Genomic DNA, 19,853 nt, shown 5'->3' on the forward strand with positions numbered 1-19,853 from the left:
CCCCCTCATTGACGCTTGTTGATTGCCGCCGGCTGCCTTCACGGGCTGCCGGCGGCCTTCATTGAGAACCACACAAATGCAGCAACGTATCCTCCAACCCGGCGAAATCGAAGCGCTGGACAAGACCTCCTTCCCCCGCATCCTGCTGCCGCAGGTCGCCAGCCTGTTCAGCGAGCGCGCGGCCCGCCTGCGCCAGCTGGCCGACGGCAACCCCATCGCCGACTACCTGCAGTTCGCCGCCAAGATCGTCGACGCCCAGCAGGCCGCCGCCAGCAGCGTGGAACTGGCCCCGCTGGACACCAGCACCATCGAACGGGCCCAGCAGCACTCCATGCCGCTGCTGCCCGCCGCCGAACATGTGGACCCTGCCTGGCACACCGTGCTGCACAGCATGCTGGAAACCCTCTCCAGCGCCGAAGGCCTGCCCGCACCGCTGCAGCCGCTGATCACCGAACTGCGCAACCTGCCGGACGCCGAGCGCAACGACATTGCCGCCAAGCTGCTGCAAAAAGAAGTGGCGGCACGCCACATTGGCATGGCGCCGTTCATCATGGCCGCGCTGCAGGTCACCTATGCCCGCCGCGCCGCTGCGCTGAACCCAGTGGACGTGCCCTACACCGACCCGGCCAGCATCTGCCCCGTCTGCGCCAGCGAACCCGTGGCCAGCGTGCTGCGCATCGGCGGCAAGGCCAACGGCCACCGCTACCTGCACTGCGGCACCTGCTGCACCGAATGGCACATGGTGCGCGTCAAGTGCTCGCACTGCGAATCCACCAAGGGCATCCACTACGAAACCATCGAAGGCAGCAAGGACGTGGTCACCGCCGAAACCTGCGATGAGTGCGGCACCTACCGCAAGGTGGTCAACCAGGAAAAAGACCCGTTCGCCGAGCCGCTGGCCGACGACCTGGCCAGCCTGATGCTGGACCTGCTGATGAGCGAGCAGACCCGCTTCCAGCGCGCCAGCGCCAACCCGCTGCTGTATGTGGCCGTGGCCGAAGCGCAGGATGCAGACCAGCCCCAGGACGGGCTGATCGATCCGGCACAATAAGCCCCAGTCTGCGGCCGAAGCGCCTGACAAGGCTGCGCTCTCCCGCACACCACGCCGGGCCACCCCGTGGCGGCCCGTTTTCATTTTCCCGACTGCACCTTGCCGAGACTGCCTGTGGCCGCACCATCCGCACCCCACGCTACCGCCCCCCTGGAACCCGCCCGCCTGCCGTCGGTGGACCGCCTGCTGCAATCGGCTGAATTGCAGCCCCTGCTTGCCGACTACGGCCGCATCGCCACCACCGATGCCGTGCGCCAGGTGCTGGAAGACCTGCGCCAGCAACTGCGCACCGGCACCGCGCTGGCGCCCGAAGCCGTGGCCACTGCCGCGCTGGCAGCGCAGATCGGCCAGCAGCTCGCCCAGCTGTTCGCCCCGCGCCTGCGCAGCGTCTACAACCTCACCGGCACTGTGCTGCACACCAACCTGGGCCGCGCCCTGCTGCCCCAGGCGGCGGTGGACGCCGTGGTGCAAGCGCTGACCACCCCCGCCAACCTGGAATACGATCTGACCACCGGCGGCCGCGGCGACCGTGACGACCTGGTGGAAGCACTGATCTGCCGCCTCACCGGCGCCGAAGCCGCCACCGTGGTCAACAACAACGCCGCCGCCGTGCTGCTGACCCTGTCCACACTGGCCTCCGGCAAGGAAGTGGTGGTCTCGCGCGGGGAGCTGGTGGAAATCGGCGGTGCCTTCCGCATCCCCGACATCATGGGCCGCGCCGGCTGCAAGCTGGTTGAGGTGGGCACCACCAACCGCACCCATGCGCGCGACTACGAAGGCGCCATCACCGCAGACACCGCCCTGCTGATGAAGGTGCACACTAGCAACTACGCCATCCAGGGCTTCACCAAGAGCGTGCCCGACGCCGAGGTCACCACCATCGCCCACGCCAACGACCTGCAGATGGTGGTGGACCTGGGCAGCGGCACCCTGGTGGACCTGCGCCAGTGGGGCCTGCCCCACGAGGTGACGGTGCGCGAAACCATCGACGCCGGCGCCGATGTGGTCACCTTCAGCGGCGACAAGCTGCTGGGCGGGCCGCAGGCCGGCATCATCGTCGGCAAGAAAGAGCTGATCGCCAGGATCAAGAAGCACCCCATGAAGCGCGCCCTGCGCGTGGGCAAGCTGACCCTGGCGGCGCTGGAGCCCACGCTGCGCCTGTACCTGCACCCCGAGGCCCTGGCCCGGAACCTGACCACGCTGCGCCTGTTCACCCGCCCGCAGGCCGACATGCGCGCCCAGGCCGAACAACTGGCCCCCATGCTGCAACACGCCCTGGGCGCCAGCTGGACGGTGGACACCGCCGAGCTGCACAGCCAGATCGGCAGCGGCGCCTTGCCCGTGGACAACCTGCCCAGCTGGGGCCTGCAGATCTACCCGGCCAGCGGCAAACAGGCCGGCCGCCAGCTGCAGCAGCTCGAAGCGCGCCTGCGCGCCCTGCCCCGCCCCATCATCGGGCGCCTGCACGACGACGCGCTGTGGCTGGACCTGCGCTGCCTGGAAGCCGACGCACTGGACGGCTTCATCGCCCAGTTCTTCCTGCTGCGCACCGACGGCGCGGCCCCGGCCCAGCCCTGACCCCCAGGCCATTCCCTACAGCGCTGCCAGCGTGCCCACGACACCATGGCACCCTGGCAGCCTGTACGACCTCCCATTGAGACATTAAACCAGCACCGCACAGACGGTGCGGAAAGCAGAGACACCCATGATCATCGGCACCGCAGGCCATATCGACCATGGCAAGACCACCCTGGTGCGCGCCCTCACCGGCGTGGAGACCGACCGGCTGAAGGAAGAAAAAGCGCGCGGCATCTCCATTGAACTGGGCTACGCCTACAGCCCCCTGCCCAACGGCGACGTGCTGGGCATCATCGACGTGCCGGGCCACGAAAAATTCGTCCACACCATGGCCGCTGGCGCCGTGGGCATAGACCACGCCCTGCTGGTGGTGGCCGCCGACGACGGCGTCATGCCCCAGACCATCGAACACCTGGAAATCCTGCAGCTGCTGGGCGTCAAACACGGCACCGTGGCCCTGACCAAGGTCGACCGCGTGCTGCCCGAACGGCTGGACGATGTGCGCGCCGAAATCCAGGCCATCCTGTCGGTCACCGCCCTGGCCGGCAGCCCCATCTTCCCCACCCATGCCGTACAGGCCGACGACCCCGGCGTGGCCGCGCTGCGCGACCACCTGCAGGTGCAGGCCCAGCTCATGCCCGCACGCGCGCAGGACGGGCTGTTCCGCCTGGCGGTGGACCGCGTCTTCACCCTGCCCGGCCAGGGCACCGTGGTCACCGGCACCGTGTTCAACGGCCGCGTGAACGTGGGCGACCAACTGCTGCACTCGGCCAGCGGCCAGTCCGTGCGCGTGCGCAGCATCCACGCCCAGAACCAGGCCAGCGACACCGGCGTGGCCGGCCAGCGCTGTGCCCTGAACCTGGCCGGCATCGCCAAGGAAGACATCCAGCGCGGCGACTGGATTCTGGACGGCCGCCTGCTCCAGTCCACCGACCGCATCGACATCCGCCTGCACCTGCTGGCCGAAGCCCCGCCCCTGGCGCAGTGGACGCCGGTGCATGTGCACATCGGCACCCACAAGGGCACCGCCCACGTGGCGCTGCTGCAGGACCAACCCATCGACCCCGGCACCGAAGTGCGCGCCCAGCTGGTGCTGGATGCGCCCGTGTTCGCCCTGCCCGGCGACCGCCTGATCCTGCGCAACGCCCAGGCCAGCCGCACCGTCGCCGGCGGCATGGTGGTAGACCCCTATGCGCCGGCCCGCAAGCGCCGCAGCGCAGAACGCACGGCCTATCTGGACGCGCTGGAACAACTGGTGGCCACCGCCAGCCCCGCCGCCCTGATCGCCCAGGCCCCCCACGGCCTGCCGCTGTCGCAGCTGACCCGTCTAACCGGGCGTGCACTGGACGGTGCAGCCCTGCCCGGCACGCTGCGCCTGCCCATGGCGGATGGCGACGCCCTGCTGCTGGACGCCGCCCGCTGGCAGCCGCTGCGCGCACGCGTGCTGGACACGCTGGAACGCTTTCACGCCAAGAACCCGGACGAGCCCGGCATCAACGCCGCCCGGCTGCGCCGCATGGCCCTGCCCGGACTGGTGCACAACCAGCACGACGCGCTGTGGGCCGGTCTGGTGGAAGCGCTGCTGCAGGACGGCAGCATCACCGCCAGCGGCGCCTGGCTGCACCTGCCCGGCCACAGCGTGCAGCTCACCGCCGCCGAGCAAACGCTGTCGGAACAGCTGCTGCCGCTGCTGCACGCCGGCCGCTACGACCCGCCCTGGGTGCGCGACCTGGCCGCCGGCACCGGCACCGGCGAAGAAGCTGTGCGCCAGCTGCTGCGCAAGCTCGCCCGCCAGGGCCAGCTGTTCCAGGTGGTCAAAGACCTGTTCTACAGCGCCGCGCGCATGGACGAGCTGGCCGACATCGTGCAGCAACTGGCCACCCAGGCCGCCCACGGCGAGGTCGAAGCCCGCGCCTTCCGCGACGCCACCGGCCTGGGCCGCAAGCGCGCCATCCAGATCATCGAATGCTTCGACCGCCTGGGCTACACCCGCCGCGTGCGCGACGCCCACGTGCTGCGCCCAGACGCGCAATGGAACCGCAGCCGCTGAGCGCACAGGGGTGATGGTGGCGATGCGATGTCATGCGATGGAGATCGGCTGAGCTGGGCTGAGCTGGGCTGAGCTGGGCTGAGCTGGGCTGGGCTGGGCTGGGCTGGGCTGGGCTGGGCTGGGCTGAGCTAGGGATGGGATGGAGATAACGATGCAGGTGTGCAGCAGGGGCTGGGACATTCCCTGTGCTCCACATCGCCGCAGTCTGCCCTGCACACAGGCTGTAACACGGTAGAATCGCCGCTTTCCTCCCAAGGAAGGCAATCGTGCCCGGTGGCGCGGCCGGGCTTCAAACCCGGTGAGGGGTGTCAGTCACTCCTGGGTTGGTTCGACTCCAGCTGCTTTCCGCCAGAACACCGGTTCGCAAGAACCCCCTAAAGCCCCAGCCCTTCACCACTGGGGCTTTTTCATTCTGCGCGCGCTTTGTCAGTCGGTCTTTGCCGATCACAGCGGCACCGCTAGCCGCATTACAGATGCCAAGCTTCTGAACATCAGGCAGACGTGCCTTCCTGACGAGCTCGCCAAGCGCAACTATCTGAGCCACGAGCTAGACGCAAGCAGGCAGCCACCAAAGTGGTCCGCTAGCGAACAGGACACCGCGCCCAATGTCCGCCCCTAGAACGTCCAGAACTCATATCTCGAAGCCCCGTACGGATCACCGGCGTCAAGGAAGACATCAACAGCCAAAGTTGGCTAGTGAAAAAGGCCTGTCACACCCTCAGCGACGACGGCCTGGACAGCAAAGTGCAGATGGCACGAAGTGGAGATATATTGAAAACTAATAATCAATTTATTAACTAATTTTCAATTCAAATCCAATACGCAATAAAAAATCATTTGCTGCAGTCATTCTGTGATCCATAACATAAAAAATATTACCATCTCCGGCGGAAATTCCACGCAGATATTTATGCATCAAAAGACGCTCAACCAGTGATTCTGCGTTTTTTACACCTACCCTATTAAGCTGATCTTTTAAGTAGCTCATAGAATGAGACTTTGTATGTTGCATCTGCTTCGATAATACCATTATAGATATCATGATATTTTCATCAAGAATCTGATTCCTATCAAAAATCACAACATTTTGGAAAGCAGCATCACGCAAAAAAATCATAGGTATGATGAAATTATTTTTCTCATTTTTAATAAACGATGTATATAATTTATTTGAATATGGTTCTTTAAATCCAATTAGCTCTAAAGCGGCATCAAATTTAACTTTATCATTAAAAATTTCGGAGTTTATTAAAACAGCAGGAGGATCGACTTCTCTCGCAAGATTTTTTAATCTTGAAGATAGATCTTGCTCTTTTTTTATACTTTCTTTATTAATCTCAATTAATCTTGTTATTTCTTTTTGAAGCTCTATGTTTGAATTAGATATTTTTGAATTATCTTCAATTAAACCTTGCAGAGCTTTAGCATCGCGCTCTCTATTTTCGATAATTTTTAATCGTTCAGCAAGAATGTGTTCTCGAAGGGCTTGTTCGTCAGCTTTTGATAGAACCTTTTCTTGCGTCGCTTCAAACAATTTTTCTCTAGTTAAGTTGTTCTGCTTTTCATGCCAACAACTTATCTTCCGAAGAATAGGAGGAAGAGCAAAAATCCAAATACAGGCGATTCCTAAAGGCACGACGTACCCGTGCAACAGCCAGTCACTCCAGTCTTGCATTAAATCTTTAAAGATGTAGTCATTTTTTGCTTTCCAGCCGCCATCACCTTTGCTGAAAATGACTAGAACAATCTTAAAATTCCAAACAACCCAAGCTGTTGCAAACGCTCCGATCAAAGGGTTTCCTATCCGTTCTTTAAGAGTGTTCATCATGCTAAGCATGAGATTCTTTGCGTCATCCATATTTATATAATATCTCTTTAAAATAAAACCAAAAACATCTGTGCGCGATACGAGGAAGATTTTTGTCTTGGGCCCGGTGGGGCATCATGCAGCTGGATCCGAGCCCGCAGACGTGGGACCTGCCTTTACTGCTACCCGAGAAAGCAAATCTATAGGCCGGAAACACAGCGTGTTGGTGAACGCCATGCGCCACATCAACCAAAACTGAGACAAGAACGCGGTGCCGCTATCGCTAGGGTGAGCTTGTGCCAAATGCACGTTTGACGTATTGAGAGGGCCGACCTAATCGGCAGCAATCGCCCCACTGCTGCCGTTCAAGCCTCATAAAGCTATGCCGGCGATACAGACTCACTGGACCGCCGACTGCCATACCTGGATTAGTGATGCCAGTTGTGTACCGTGCACCGAATCTATAAGTTAGACTGGACGCGCGACAGAACCGATTTACTGTTCAGTCGTCCATGGTTGCCAAGTATCAGTAGCAGTCAAACAGCTTTTTCGCTGGGCACTGCAGGCATCAGCTTTTCATTACAGCCAATCGAGTAATGATCGCAACGCCAGTGATACCTTGCTCGCGCAGCTTTGCGGCAACGACTCCGGGGTCTGTGAACAGGGGGCCGTCAAAGGCGAGGCTCATCAGCACCTTGCGAAGCCGATCAACGATGTCCATGAGCACTGGCTCAGGCATCAGCCTGGGTCCAAACGCGATGTCCTCGGCTCGATCAGCGGACGTTACGTTGGTCGCAAAAACAGGCGTCGGCCTCGGAGTACCGGCCACGAGATGCTCATCGCACCAGGTATTGCTCAGGAGCAACTGGGCGGCGTCGGACTTGTGGATCGGCGCCGTCTTCTCATTCTTCGCCTCAATGCAGGCCCCACAGTCATCAAATAACCAGAGTACGTCCGGACCGCGACCGGTCTCCTTCTCGGGCCGGCTGCTGGCTGCGCCAAGTAATTCGCCTAGCTCATGCAGGCCGCGCTCCACGGTTTCTGCCTCGTTGGCGAAAGCTAGCTTGGCCTTCACCTCGTCGACGCGCGCCAGAGCAGCGTTCGTAGAACCGAAAATGCCGAACACCCCACATAACGCCACCGCCTGATCGGTCATGCGTGCGAATCGCTTGTCGGGCGTCTGAAGTGGCCTTGGAAATTTGGTATTCAAACCAAAGACAGCCTTGTAAACCTCTGCAGCCTGACCTGGATCGAATTGGTGTTGGTACGCCGCGATCCAGTACAGCAGCTCGGCCTTATGGACCGGGTGCAGGTGATTGGCGTTGACAGCATCGCGAAGGCGCGCGACTGCACCTTGCGGGTTCTTGGCCTTCGCCATACTCCAGGCCTCGCGCATGGCAAGCGCACCGGCTTCATAGGGTGTCAGTGCCGTATCGCGCACCTGTTTATCAGTCACAGCGACGCGCGTCTTGTGCGCGTACCGCCAACCCTCATTGCGATCCAGTAGCGCCTGCGCAAGATCCTGGATGACCACACCGATCGACTTGCCAGCATGGTCCGGTAAACGCGCCAGCTCTTGTCCAAGTTCCACTTGTCGCCGAGTGCGCTCCTCAAGCAACCCCGCGACGTTCTTGCGGCCAATGAAAGCCGCGATATCCGTACCAACCAGCAACACTGTCGCAAAGTCAGCACTGGAGCGGACCGCCCGGCCTAGTGCCTGCTCGAACTTATTAACCGTTCGCACCTCGTATTCCGGGCTGTCTTTCTGTCGGTATGCATCGACGTGGTCGATGATGCGCTCCCCACCCGGTACGCCGTCGATGACGAGGACGCGACAAGCATCATCGGGTAAGTCGACGCCGTCGAAACGCTGCGCGAACACGACGTAGTTCCCAGTAGTCGTACGCAGTTTCTCAAGCGTTCCATCGAAGTCACCGCCCTGCGACAAAACGGCACCCGCCGTAATCCACGTCGCAGCCTGGGCCGCCGATGTCGTGAGAACAACGACGTTGGTCTTCGTGGCCAACTCCGCACACGCGGCAGCGATCTCCTTTTTTTCACTATCTGAGTTTATAAGCGACGTGGGCAAAATCATCCTCTCGCCCGCACCTTCATCTTCTTTTGGCTCGATTAGACGTTTATAGGCGTCAGGCGAGCATCCTAACGCTGCGATCATGCCAGAGCTGTCCTTGATGCTGGCCGACATGAACAACCGATGCTTGGCGCCGGCATATGCCGACACCTCCTCCACTGGCGGTATCTGCAGCGCAATCTCCGCCGTCACACCTGAAATACAGCATCGCGTCAACTCTAGATAGCGAGCTATGTTCCCCCATGTGAACAACAGCGGAGGTTTGTCAATCAAGTCAGCCATCAATCTGGCGGCCTCACCGCAAACCTGCGCCCACACCCAGTACGGTACCTCGTACGTCGAACCGGCATCGCCTCTGACGATGCTTGCCCAAGTAGCTGCATCGGTGGCATTGCACAACGGTTCGAGCAATGCTCGCAACGCAGGAAAAACGGTATCAGGCACCTGGACGGTATAAGCCTTACGAATTCGTTCGCCGCCAGCATGAACATCGTCCATGACTATGGCTGAAGGCCGGATCGACTTGTTCTCGAAGACCGAGTTCGCATTGAACAGGCGGTCGTACGTGCAAGCAAGAACAGTATCACCGCTCAACGCGTCATAGGGCAGTCCCTTGCTGGGGAATGTGCTGACCTTCACGCCAATAAGCCTGCCAGTCTCGACGACTTGATCGGCTAATTGATTGGTCGGGCACAGATAAACTACAGGCTCGCCCTTGTACTTGCGACGCATCATTTCGGCATAAAGCAGGCCCAGCACCGTCTTTCCGGACCCTGTACTCAACTTCATGATGACATCTTTGTGCTCGATCTGCTGGTTCAGTGCGGCCAGTGCGGCAAGCTGGGCTGGACGAAGACCAGTATGTGTGGCTTTACGGTCTAGTTGTTTGAACAGCTCTTCGAGCGTTGCAGGGACCTCGCCCCCTGATGCCTTCGCTAGCGATCCAAAGTTGATCATCTATTCTTCTCCCTAACACGCCAATTGCACGATGCGACAGATGTAGGCAAACCGAAGGCTGCGACCATCTTCCATACGCTGTTCTCCTAATGTCGCTGCCTCTGTGTGTCATGGCACGTTACGGCCACCCGTGACGTACACAGGCCTCAAAGCATAGGCCGCTGCGAATGCAGGGCGTCGCACCTGCTCTGAACTATGGCACGACGCATACAGCAACTCTCGCTCTATAAGCACTAGCGTAGATTCAGTTTCGACAGCACGTTGAACTGTCACAACGCAGAATACATACCCCATTTTCTTCAGCCATCACAGCAAGTGCTATGAAAAAGAAGGAGCCGCTTGTTTTAGTCCCCTAGCAGCCGATGTGTGCAGTAACCGCGGTGTAACATTCAAATACTAATGATACATGAATGGGATTTCAGTACTTAAAGATGCGAGCACGCTTCCTGCTGCCAAATTAACTTGGAGCAGACGGATGAAAGCAACATGCTCTTTCTGTCCAATAGGCTGCTCAAATACGACGCGGGGTCATTACTAAAAAATGCACCTACTCTCAGCGGCATACACCACATAAAAGCGGTCTGCCACACGCTGATGAAGCCAAGCTCTGATCACTCCAGACCTAATAACCATAGGCAACGCCGCTCTACCGGTTCAGCAGCTCTCCCCCACCCCAACGGCTGTAGACACACCCAGTCACCAACCGCTGCTGCATCCGTCGCATCGCTCGCATATACTGTACACATGTACAGCAATCACTTCCTTGCCGGCCTGCCCGTGCCCGCCACCATCACCGCCATGCCGCTGCCCATGCTGGCAGCGCCCGCGCGCGGCGGCCGTGCCAGTCTGGCGGAGCGCGGTGCGGTCGGGCACATCGACCTAGCTACCGAACTGGCACAGCACCCGCAGTCCATCTTCATCCTGCGGCAAACGGGGGACAGCATGGAAGGCGCGGGCATGTTCGACGGCGACATGCTGGTTGTGGACAAACAACTCCAGCCCGCGCACGGCGACATCGTGGTGGCCCAGGTGGATGGCGAATTCACCTGCAAGCGCCTGCACGTACGCGACGACCAGTTCGTGCTGCACCCGGAAAACCCGGCGTATCCCGACATCCATCCCCAGGAGGGGCAGCACATCGAGATCTGGGGTGTGGTGACCAGCAGCGTCAAGCGTTTGCGCACGGTGTGAGGGTATGGGAGCATGTTGGCGTGCCCAGTCCGCGCTGGTGTTCGCGCCAGGTGACTGCCGCTCTCAGTTGCTGCCCCATAGCCCCGCCAAAGCCGCACAGCCCGCAGCCTTCCCGGCGCCGCAGCGGCATACCGCACCTGCCGGGCATCCCCCAGTTCCACCACCTGCACTACCGCCCATCCAGAAACCCTGTTCTGCATTGCAAAACAGGGGTCTGAGCCATGCTGGATGCATGTCCAGACACTGGCATCCAGGGCCATTCGGAAGGCCGTCAACAGCTATCAAATACACAGCATCCTGACTTCATCTCGCCCGCATTCCACCCAGGTGCCTTGGTGGGCAATTGCCGATAGCATTTATTCGAATGCCGACAGGCTGCGCACAGAGAGGGTTCGATGTCGCGCACAGGGGGGATAGAAATAGATCATGCTGGATTTGACGACGGTGTCGATGATGATCGTTCTGTCCTCGGTCACCCTCGCTGCGCTGACGGGTTTCTGGGGCAGAAAATTCTGGAACGACGGTGGCAGCCAGCTGACACTGGGCCTGGTGCTGTTCGGCGTGGGCTTCAGCTGCCTGAGCTTTATGGGCTCCCCGTTGCGGCCCCTGCTGTCCGGCATCGGCTATGTGGCGTTTGCCAGCGGCATCTGCGCCAGCATTGCCAGCCTGCACCGCTTCTACCGCATCCCGCTCACCACCGCCTGGCTGTATGTGCTGCCGGTGTGCATTGCCGTGGTCTATGTGCTGCTGCTGGACCCGGCCCAGGTTGTGGCGCGCACGCGCACGGTCTGCGGCATGCTGATCCTGCACAACCTGTGGATGGCGCAGGTGCTGCTGCGCCGCTACCACCATATGGGGCGCGGGGAATGGGTGTTCATGGCGGGCGTGGCGCTGCTCACCGCGGCCCTGGTGCTGCGCATGTTCTCGCCCCAGCTGTCGCTGACCGTGCTCTCCCCTTCCAGCACCCGCAGCAGCTCTTCCCTGCTGCTGTCCTATGCCGTGCTGTTCATCGCCCTGCACCTCAAGGCCATCGGCTTTCTGATGATGGCACAGGCGCGGGCGGACCAGCAGCTGCTGCGCTTTGCCAATGAAGACAGCCTCACCGGCCTGCCCAACCGCCGTACGGTCATGCAGGCCCTGCAGCAGACCCTGGACCTGCCCCACCACCAGCGCCGCCCCCTGGCCGTGCTGCTGATGGACCTGGACCACTTCAAGCGCGTCAACGACCAGTGCGGCCACCCGGTGGGCGACCAGGTGCTGGCCGGCATGGGGCAAATGCTGCGCCAGCAGTTGCGCCCGCTCAGTGTGGCGGGCCGCTATGGCGGGGAAGAGTTCATTGTGGTCTGCCCGGACACCACGGCCGAACAGGCCGTGCAGCTGGCCAACCGCCTGTGTGAAGCCGCCCGCAACCAGCTACGCGCCCACCATGCCAAGGGCAGCTGGCCGGTGACCATCAGCGTGGGCGTCAGCGCCCTGGCTGCCGACAGTGCAGACGCCTGCAGCAATGTGCTGCTGCACCAGGCCGACCAGGCCCTCTACCAGGCCAAGCACGCCGGGCGCGACCGGGTCTGCCTGTTCGGCGCACCCGCTGGCGACGAGGCGGTGGACGGCCTGGACCTGCTGGGCCAGGGCCTGGGCCTGGGCATGCTGCGCTTTCCGGAACGCTTTGTGCGCCCCCACAGGGACGACACGGCCGAACGATAGACGCCTACCCCTTGCCCGACCGGCGCGCAGAAATCGCGCGAAAAACACCTGGCAAACACGCGGGAAGCATGCGGCAAGGACACGGAAGGCACGTGGAGGAGTTGCCGCGCTGCCGCCTACCGCCTGCCCGCCAGCCCAATCGCAATTCACCGATCGCCCACCGGCACCGCGCCCACACCGAAACCTAAACCACCAAGCCAGCCCCTAACGCTGCACCCGGTAGTGGTAGCCATAGACCGGCACAAAGCCCAGGCTGGCATACAGCTGCTCGGCCACCCGATTGCCGCCGCGCACCTGCAGGTCCAACTGCTGCGCACCCTGGGCCGCCGCCCATTGCAGCAGGCCGCGCACCAGTTGCCGGCCCAGGCCCTGCCCCCGACATTCCGGCGCCACCACCACGTCGTACAGGCCCGCGGCGCGACGCTCCAGCACCGCCAGGCCCCAGGCCACGCTGCGCCCGCCTTGCTCCACCGTGGCATAGGCGCACTGCCCACCAATGCCATCCACAATCCGCTGGTGCCAGGGCTGCTGCTGTGGCGCCAGGCCGCTGGCCTGGGCATAACCAGCCAGCCAGGCCGGCGTGCAGCGGGGCTCCACGGGCACGGCGGGCAGCTGGCAGTCCGCAGGCGTGCCGTGGCGCAGCAAAAAGCGGGAAGGCTCCACCAGGGCATAGCCGCGCGCGGCCAGCAGCGCATCGCACGGTGCATCCGCCAGCGGGGACAGCCGGAAGATGGCGGGCAGCTGCTGCCGCGCATACCAGGCTTCGATGGCCTGCAGCAAACCCTCGTCCAGCAAGGCACCGGCTTGCACTGCGTTGGCCGAATTGGCGCGCTTGGTGTAGCCGCCGCTGCTGCGCAGCAGCCAGCCGTCCATGACCGCCGTGCGCACCGCCGGCCAGGCATTGAAGCTGCGCTGCTCCAGCCGCGCCACGCTGGCCGTGCCCGGCGCGGCCACCAGGGGAAGGGAACCATCGGGACCGGCTGGAACACCGGGAACAGGCGGCGCACCGGCCGCAGTGACAAAAGCATCCATAGATTGAAAAAAAGCAGAAAAACGACCGCCGCAACCCTGGCTTTCTGGCCGCAGGCCCAGCTGCCGATAATAGGGGGAGTCGCCGCTGGCGCACCGCCCCCCTGCCCCGCAGCACGGCGGCGCCCACCGGCCCTGTTGGACCCTGCCCGCCCGGCCTGCGCCGCGGGCTTTTTCACACGCTGCCATGACTGTCACCACCCCAGCCTCCACCACCGCCCCTGCCGTGCCCCGTTTGACTTCACTGTCCCATGGCGGTGGCTGCGGCTGCAAGATCGCCCCCGGCGTGCTGTCGGAACTGCTGGCCAAGAGCAACCTGCCCAAGCAGTTCTTCCCCAATCTGCTGGTGGGCACCGAGACGGCCGACGACGCTGCCGTCTACCGCATCAACGACGAGCAGGCCATCGTCGCCACCACCGACTTCTTCATGCCCATCGTCGACGACGCCTTCGACTTTGGCCGCATCGCCGCCACCAATGCGCTGTCCGACATCTACGCCATGGGCGGTACGCCGCTGATGGCGCTGGCCATTGTGGGCATGCCCATCAATGTGCTGCCGCACGACGTGATCGCCAAGATCCTGGAAGGCGGTGAATCCGTGTGCCGCGACGCCGGCATCCCGCTGGCCGGCGGCCACTCCATCGACTCGGTGGAACCCATCTACGGTCTGGTGGGCATCGGCATCGTCAACCCCAAGCACCTGAAACGCAACGCCGACGCCCAGGCAGGCGACGTGCTGGTGCTGGGCAAGCCGCTGGGCGTGGGCATTCTGTCCGCCGCGCTCAAGAAGAACCTGCTCGATGACGCGGGCTACCGCGCCATGGTGGCCGCCACCACCCAGCTCAACCGCCCTGGCATGGAACTGTCACAGCTGGCCGGCGTGCACGCCCTGACCGACGTGACCGGCTTCGGCCTGCTGGGCCACAGCCTGGAGCTGGCCCGCGGTGCAGGCCTGACCGCCCGCATCGACAGCCGCACCCTGCCGGTGCTGCCGGGCGTGGCCGAGTTTGCCGCGCAAGGCGTGTTCACCGGCGCCTCCACCCGCAACTGGGCCAGCTATGGCGCCAGCGTGCAACTGGCCAGCGGCACCAGCGACGCCCAGCGCGCCCTGCTGACCGACCCGCAGACCTCCGGCGGCCTGCTGGTGTCCTGCACCCCCGACACCGTGCAGCAGGTGCTGGACCTGTTCGCCCGCCATGGCTTTGCCGATGCCGCTGTCGTGGGCCGCATGGAAGCCGGCGCCGCCCAGGTGGTCGTCGACTGAGCCGGCAGGGTCCACTGGGCAACCGAGCCCACAGGGTTACAGGCTGCAGGCCCTAGAGGGCGCCACCGCGCTCCCGCACACCGGCACCTTCGGGTGCCTTTTTTGCGCCCGCAACGCCTGCAACGCCCCGCAGCCACCGCCGTCGCTTTGACACGCTGTTTTGCCGATGTGACGCCGCAACACTGCCTGACTGCCCGCACGCAGGCGCACAATGGCAGGCTCCTTCCGGGCAAGCCTTGCCCCCTCACCCCATCTCCCCCTCATCTGGTTGGACTATGTTGAATTCCCGCGTCGCCGTCTTGGGCGCCGGCATGGTGGGCGTTGCCACCGCCCTGGAACTGCAGCGCCTGGGCGCCCAGGTCACCCTGATCGACCGGCGCGATCCGGGCCAGGAAACCTCCTACGGCAATGCCGGCGTCATCGCCCGCAGCTCGCTGATGCCGTTCAACCACCCCGATCTGTGGAAGTCGCTGCCCACGCTGCTGCGCAACAACACCGCCTCGCTGCGCTACAACACCGCGTTCATGCTGCGCAACCTGGGCTGGGGCCTGTCCTACCTGCGCCACGCCACCCACAGCGCGTTTGAGGAAACCACCACTGCGCTGGACGCGCTGATCCGCCTGTCCACCACCGAACACCAGCGCCTGCTGGCCGAAGTCGGGGAAAGCCGGCGCCTGCGTGACAACGGCTGGCTGTTTCTCTACCGTAGCCAGGCCGCCTTCGACGCCGGCCAGCTGGGCCGCGCCACCATGGACCACTTTGGCGTGCGCACCCAGGTGCTGGATGCCCCGGCCCTGCACGCGCTGGAACCCGTGCTGCGCCCCTCCGTGTTCACCAAGGCGCTGTGGGTGCAGGACACCTATTCCGTCGACAGCCCTGGCCAGGTCACCGCAGCCTACGCCCGGGCCTTTGCCGCGCGCGGCGGCATCGTCAGCACCCGCCAGCTGCACACCCTGCAGCGCAACGGCGAAGGCTGGGATGTGCTGGACGACAGCGGCCAGGCCAGCTACTTCGACCAGGTGGTGGTGGCCCTGGGCCCGTGGAGCAAGCAGTTCATGGGCCGGCTGGGCATCCGCGTGCCCATGGCCTTCGAGCGCGGCTACCACATGCACTACGCCGCAGACACGGCCAGCCCGGCGCGCCTGCAGCGCCCGGTGTACGACACCGGCGGCGCCTATGTGCTCTCGCCCATGGAACAAGGCCTACGCCTGTCCACCGGCGTGGAGCTGAACGACTGCGAGGCCGCCCCCCACCCCGTGCAGCTGGAGCTGGCCGAAACCGCCGCCCGCCAGGCCCTGCCGCTGGGCGCACGCCTGGAAGCCGCGCCCTGGATGGGCAGCCGCCCCACGCTGCCGGACTGCCGCCCCATCATCGGCGCCATGCCCGGCCGCCGCAATCTGTGGCTGGCCTTCGGCCACCAGCATGTCGGTTTTTCCACCGGCACCGGCACTGCCAAACTGCTGGGCGCGCTGATGAGCGGACAGCCCGCCCCCATCGACGCCCACCCCTTCCGCGCCGAACGCTTTCTCTAAGCCGTCCCGTCCGACACCGCACCGCCGAAGGGCGTGCGCCCCGGCAAGACCTCTCCGCTAGTCTTTGGAAGGCTGCCGTTATCGACAGCGCTCCAACAAAAAAACGCCTCCCAAGGAGGCGTTTTTTGCGCGGCGAGATCCCGCTCAGTTATCCAGCGAGATATTGGCGAACTTCACCAGTTCGGCGTATTTGCCCATATCGGTGCGGATGACCTGGGCCAGACTTTCCGTGCCAGTGGCAGGCGGCGTGCCTGCGGCGTCCAGTCGTTGGCGGATGGCGGGATCGGCCAGGCCGGCCTGCACCGCTTTTTGCAGGCTGGAGACGATATCTGCAGGCAGGCCCTTGGGGGCTGCCAGCGCAAACCAGCCACTCAGGGCATAGCCTTTGAGCGCCGGATGCTCGGCCAGCGCGGGCACGTTCTTCAGGCTGCTGATGCGCTCGGCCGTGGTGGCGCCCAGGATCTTGATCTTGCCCGTTTGCACCAACGGGGCCGAAGCCATGGGCGAGAGAATCGCAAAGTCCAGATTGCCGCCGCCCAGATCGCCGGTCATCGCAGGCGATCCTTTATAGGGAATATGGACCAAGTGGACGCCAGCCGTCTTCTTGATCAGCTCGCCCGAGAAATGGGGCGTAGAGCCAATGCCAGGGCTGCCATAGCTGTACTTGCCAGGGTGGGCCTTGACCAGTTGGATGAATTCATCCATGTTCTTGACCGGCACATGGGCGCCCGCCACCCACAGATTGGGCGCCGAAGCCGTCAGTGCAATCGGTGTCAGGTCCACCGCTGGGTCGTACTTTTGTGCCGCGTTGACAAACTTGGTGCCCGCCATCTCGTTGCTGGAGCCCGCCAGCAAGGTGTAGCCATCGGGCTTGGAAGACACGACACGCTGGGCGCCCACCACACCCGCGGCGCCGGGCACATTCTCGATCACCACGGTGGTGCCCAGCTGCTTGGCCAGGATGTCGCCAATCACCCGGCCCACCATATCGACCGACCCTCCGGGCGCATAGGGCACCACGATGCGAATCGGTTTGTTGGGATAGGCGGTTTGCGCATGCAGCGCGCCGCCCAGCAGGGCTGCGGTACAGGCAAACAAGGTGCGTCGTGAGAGTGCGGCGGGGCTCAGATTCATGGCGTCAATAGTCAACGGGAACAAAAAACAATCTTTCAACGATGTTTTAAAGATTGCTCAACAAAACTGCGAAATTGTCATCCATTACTCCAATACAGGAATAAGGGAAAACCAGTAAGTTCGATGCAAGATTCGGGCCACGCACCGCCCTTCCCCTCACGCAGCCCCCTCTCCACCGCCCTGCCAGAGCGTCTTGCGCTCCGCCCTTGCATGGGACGGCACTCTCTTTTTTTTGTTGAACAATCTCGCATGCCTTGTCCTTGGCGCCGCGAACACCGCCTGACCACGAAGGCGCACCCGCATGGCTTGGTGCAAGGCAAGCACTACCAGGCGTGACTGGCATTCCCTTCACGCAGGCGCCGCCAGCACGCCATGCCACGGCCCCTGCCCAGGGACGGGGGGAGTTCTTCCGAAGGAATTCCGGTGTGCCACACGAACAGCATGCCGCTGATGGCAGCCTCGTCGCCCACGCCGGGCTTGCGCGCTCCACCTTGGCGGAAGGTGAGCAGGCTGGAAATGGGGGGGGGCTGCAGCTATTGCCACCGTGCTGTGCCAGCGGGGGGGCTTTCTATGGGGCCCCACCATCCATGCGCCTGCCGGCTCGGGCTCTGAACGGGCAGTGACGTTGGAAGCTCAGTGAGGCCCCATAAGGCTCAATGACGCTCATGGGGCGCAATCACGCCCCATGCCCAAGGCACGGCCCACAAGCCGCGCCTTGGGCAAGGTCCGCCATGGCTATCGGATGTGCGCGATCACGGCGCCCAAAGTCTGCGCAGTGCCCGCCTGCGCAGCCAGCGTGATGCGACCACTCTTGTGGGCCGCCACCTGCATCTCCATCTTCATGGCTTCCATCACGGCAATCACATCGCCCTCTTTGACGTCTTCGCCATCCGCCACCTTCCAGGCGTGGAGGTTGCCTGCAATCGGGGAGCTCACGGCATCTGGGTTCACCTCTTGCTGGGCTGCGGGCTGGGCGACAGCCGAGGCCGGGGCAGACAGCCCCTGCAGCAGCATGGCGGGCAGACCCAGTTGTACGCGGCGGCCGTCAATCTCCATGGCCGTACGCACCAGGCTGGTGTCGACCACAGGCTCGGCACGGGCAGCCGCAGCCAATGGCTCGGCAAACTCGGTCTCGATCCAGCGGGTGTGGACCTTGAAGCCGTCCGCCCCCACAAAATCAGGCTGAGTGAGCACGGCCTTGTGGAAAGGCAGCACGGAGGCCACGCCCTCAATCTGGAACTCGGCCAGCGCGCGGCGCGCACGGGCCAGGGCCTGATCGCGCGTTGCGCCAGTGACGATGAGCTTGGCCATCATGGAGTCGAAACTGCCGGGAATCACCGAGCCCGTTTCCACGCCCGAATCCAGGCGCACACCCGGGCCGGAAGGCGGTGCAAAGCGCGTGATCAGGCCTGGCGTGGGCAGAAAGCCGCGGCCCACATCTTCGGCATTGATGCGGAACTCGATGGCATGGGCGCGTGGTGCCGGCGTCTGCGTGAAAGACAGCGGCAGGCCATCGGCCACGCGCAACTGCTCCTGCACCAGATCGATGCCGGTGGTCTCTTCCGTTACCGTGTGCTCCACCTGCAGGCGGGTATTCACCTCAAGGAAGGAGATGGCCCCATTGCCGCTGAGCAGAAACTCCACCGTCCCGGCGCTGATGTAGCCCGCTTCCGAGCAGATGGCCTTGGCTGCGCTGTGAATGCGTTCACGCTGCGCATCGCTGATAAAGGGCGCAGGCGCCTCTTCCACCAGCTTCTGGTTGCGGCGCTGCAGCGAGCAGTCGCGCGTGCCCAGCACCACCACATTGCCATGGGTGTCTGCCATGACCTGCGCCTCGATATGGCGCGGCTTGTCGAGGAATTGCTCCACAAAGCATTCGCCACGGCCAAAGGCCGTCACCGCTTCGCGCACCGCGGACGCATACAGCTCGGCCACCTCGTCCATGCGCCAGGCGATCTTCATGCCGCGGCCGCCGCCGCCAAAGGCAGCCTTGATGATGATGGGCAGGCCATGCTGCTGGGCAAAGGCCAGCACCTCGTCGGCGTCCTTGACGGGATCGGGCGTGCCAGCCACCAGCGGTGCGCCCACTTTGAGCGCAATCTTGCGGGCCTCGACCTTGTCACCCAGCTTGGCAATGGTGTCCGGGCGCGGGCCAATCCAGCTCAGCCCCGCGTCCAGCACGGCCTGCGCAAAGGCTTCGCTCTCCGACAGAAAGCCATAGCCCGGGTGCACGGCATCGGCCCCCGAACGCTTGGCGATCGCAATCAGCTTGGCGATGTTCAGATAGGTGTCGGCAGGTTTGTCGCCATCAAGGCCGTAGGCTTCATCGGCGCAGCGCGCATGCACGGCGTCGATATCGGCATTGGCATAGACGGCCACGGACTTCACACCGTAATCCGCACAGGCGCGCGCAATGCGCACGGCGATCTCGCCACGATTGGCAATCAGAACTTTGGTAATCATG

General features: G+C 63.2%; 12 protein-coding genes and 1 tRNA gene. 8 read left to right on the top strand and 5 right to left on the bottom strand.

The features are described 5' to 3' along the window. Positions 1-76 precede the first annotated feature (76 nt). The 4 genes from fdhE to QM470_RS01070 all read left to right on the top strand — a co-directional run bounded on the left by fdhE (position 77) and on the right by QM470_RS01070 (position 5,030). On the top strand, positions 77-1,051 hold the full coding sequence (fdhE, locus tag QM470_RS01055) for a formate dehydrogenase accessory protein FdhE (RefSeq protein WP_283337817.1): 975 nt from the start codon (positions 77-79) through the stop codon (positions 1,049-1,051). A 99-nt stretch (positions 1,052-1,150) separates the two neighbouring features. Next, complete coding sequence (gene selA, locus QM470_RS01060) at positions 1,151-2,629, top strand: L-seryl-tRNA(Sec) selenium transferase (protein WP_502846787.1); 1,479 nt, start codon at positions 1,151-1,153, stop codon at positions 2,627-2,629. Between the two features lie 127 nt (positions 2,630-2,756). Then, a complete protein-coding gene (gene selB / locus QM470_RS01065) occupies positions 2,757-4,679 on the top strand; it encodes a selenocysteine-specific translation elongation factor (RefSeq protein ID WP_283337818.1) in 1,923 nt (640 codons plus the stop codon). A 255-nt stretch (positions 4,680-4,934) separates the two neighbouring features. Then, positions 4,935-5,030, top strand: a tRNA-Sec gene (locus QM470_RS01070). 442 nt (positions 5,031-5,472) lie between these two features. Here QM470_RS01070 and QM470_RS01075 read toward each other — a convergent pair. Next, positions 5,473-6,537 carry a Clp protease/crotonase-like domain-containing protein gene (locus QM470_RS01075; protein WP_283337819.1) on the bottom strand — a complete coding sequence of 355 codons (1,065 nt, stop codon included), beginning with the start codon at positions 6,535-6,537 and terminating at the stop codon, positions 5,473-5,475. A gap of 517 nt (positions 6,538-7,054) precedes the next feature. Continuing rightward, entirely contained in the window at positions 7,055-9,535 is a 2,481-nt protein-coding gene (locus QM470_RS01080) for a DEAD/DEAH box helicase (RefSeq protein ID WP_283337820.1), read from the bottom strand. 744 nt (positions 9,536-10,279) lie between these two features. On the opposite strand from QM470_RS01080, the gene QM470_RS01085 reads away from it, so the two are divergent. Both QM470_RS01085 and QM470_RS01090 read left to right on the top strand, forming a co-directional pair. Further along, a complete protein-coding gene (locus QM470_RS01085; protein WP_283337821.1) occupies positions 10,280-10,726 on the top strand; it encodes a LexA family protein in 447 nt (148 codons plus the stop codon). 426 nt (positions 10,727-11,152) lie between these two features. After that, a complete protein-coding gene (locus tag QM470_RS01090; RefSeq protein ID WP_283337822.1) occupies positions 11,153-12,430 on the top strand; it encodes a GGDEF domain-containing protein in 1,278 nt (425 codons plus the stop codon). 204 nt (positions 12,431-12,634) lie between these two features. Here the strand turns inward: QM470_RS01090 and QM470_RS01095 are convergent, their stop codons facing one another. Then, a complete protein-coding gene (locus QM470_RS01095) occupies positions 12,635-13,462 on the bottom strand; it encodes a GNAT family N-acetyltransferase (RefSeq protein WP_283337823.1) in 828 nt (275 codons plus the stop codon). Between the two features lie 184 nt (positions 13,463-13,646). On the opposite strand from QM470_RS01095, the gene selD reads away from it, so the two are divergent. Further along, positions 13,647-14,723: a selenide, water dikinase SelD gene (selD, locus tag QM470_RS01100; protein ID WP_283337824.1), complete on the top strand. Its 1,077-nt coding sequence runs from the start codon at positions 13,647-13,649 to the stop codon at positions 14,721-14,723. Between the two features lie 275 nt (positions 14,724-14,998). Beyond that, positions 14,999-16,255 (top strand): NAD(P)/FAD-dependent oxidoreductase, encoded by a 1,257-nt coding sequence (locus QM470_RS01105; protein WP_349307055.1) that lies wholly within the window; start codon positions 14,999-15,001, stop codon positions 16,253-16,255. A gap of 144 nt (positions 16,256-16,399) precedes the next feature. Here QM470_RS01105 and QM470_RS01110 read toward each other — a convergent pair whose 3' ends face one another. Together QM470_RS01110 and QM470_RS01120 are read right to left on the bottom strand one after the other, a co-directional pair. Further along, positions 16,400-17,389: a Bug family tripartite tricarboxylate transporter substrate binding protein gene (locus QM470_RS01110; RefSeq protein WP_283337825.1), complete on the bottom strand. Its 990-nt coding sequence runs from the start codon at positions 17,387-17,389 to the stop codon at positions 16,400-16,402. Between the two features lie 735 nt (positions 17,390-18,124). Next, on the bottom strand, positions 18,125-19,849 hold the full coding sequence (locus QM470_RS01120) for an acetyl/propionyl/methylcrotonyl-CoA carboxylase subunit alpha (RefSeq protein WP_283338193.1): 1,725 nt from the start codon (positions 19,847-19,849) through the stop codon (positions 18,125-18,127). Between the last annotated feature and the right edge of the window lie 4 nt (positions 19,850-19,853).

This window comes from Comamonas sp. 17RB, assembly GCF_030056555.1.
Lineage (GTDB): Bacteria > Pseudomonadota > Gammaproteobacteria > Burkholderiales > Burkholderiaceae_C > Comamonas > Comamonas terrigena.

What these genes read in the sequence shown, in the direction of transcription:
- QM470_RS01110 (WP_283337825.1), bottom strand. Translation starts at nt 17,389, where the DNA reads ATGAATCTGAGCCCCGCCGCACTCTCACGACGCACCTTGTTTGCCTGT.
- selB (WP_283337818.1), top strand. Translation starts at nt 2,757, where the DNA reads ATGATCATCGGCACCGCAGGCCATATCGACCATGGCAAGACCACCCTG.
- QM470_RS01085 (WP_283337821.1), top strand. Translation starts at nt 10,280, where the DNA reads ATGTACAGCAATCACTTCCTTGCCGGCCTGCCCGTGCCCGCCACCATC.
- QM470_RS01080 (WP_283337820.1), bottom strand. Translation starts at nt 9,535, where the DNA reads ATGATCAACTTTGGATCGCTAGCGAAGGCATCAGGGGGCGAGGTCCCT.
- QM470_RS01090 (WP_283337822.1), top strand. Translation starts at nt 11,153, where the DNA reads ATGCTGGATTTGACGACGGTGTCGATGATGATCGTTCTGTCCTCGGTC.
- selD (WP_283337824.1), top strand. Translation starts at nt 13,647, where the DNA reads ATGACTGTCACCACCCCAGCCTCCACCACCGCCCCTGCCGTGCCCCGT.
- QM470_RS01105 (WP_349307055.1), top strand. Translation starts at nt 14,999, where the DNA reads ATGTTGAATTCCCGCGTCGCCGTCTTGGGCGCCGGCATGGTGGGCGTT.
- QM470_RS01095 (WP_283337823.1), bottom strand. Translation starts at nt 13,462, where the DNA reads ATGGATGCTTTTGTCACTGCGGCCGGTGCGCCGCCTGTTCCCGGTGTT.
- fdhE (WP_283337817.1), top strand. Translation starts at nt 77, where the DNA reads ATGCAGCAACGTATCCTCCAACCCGGCGAAATCGAAGCGCTGGACAAG.
- QM470_RS01075 (WP_283337819.1), bottom strand. Translation starts at nt 6,537, where the DNA reads ATGGATGACGCAAAGAATCTCATGCTTAGCATGATGAACACTCTTAAA.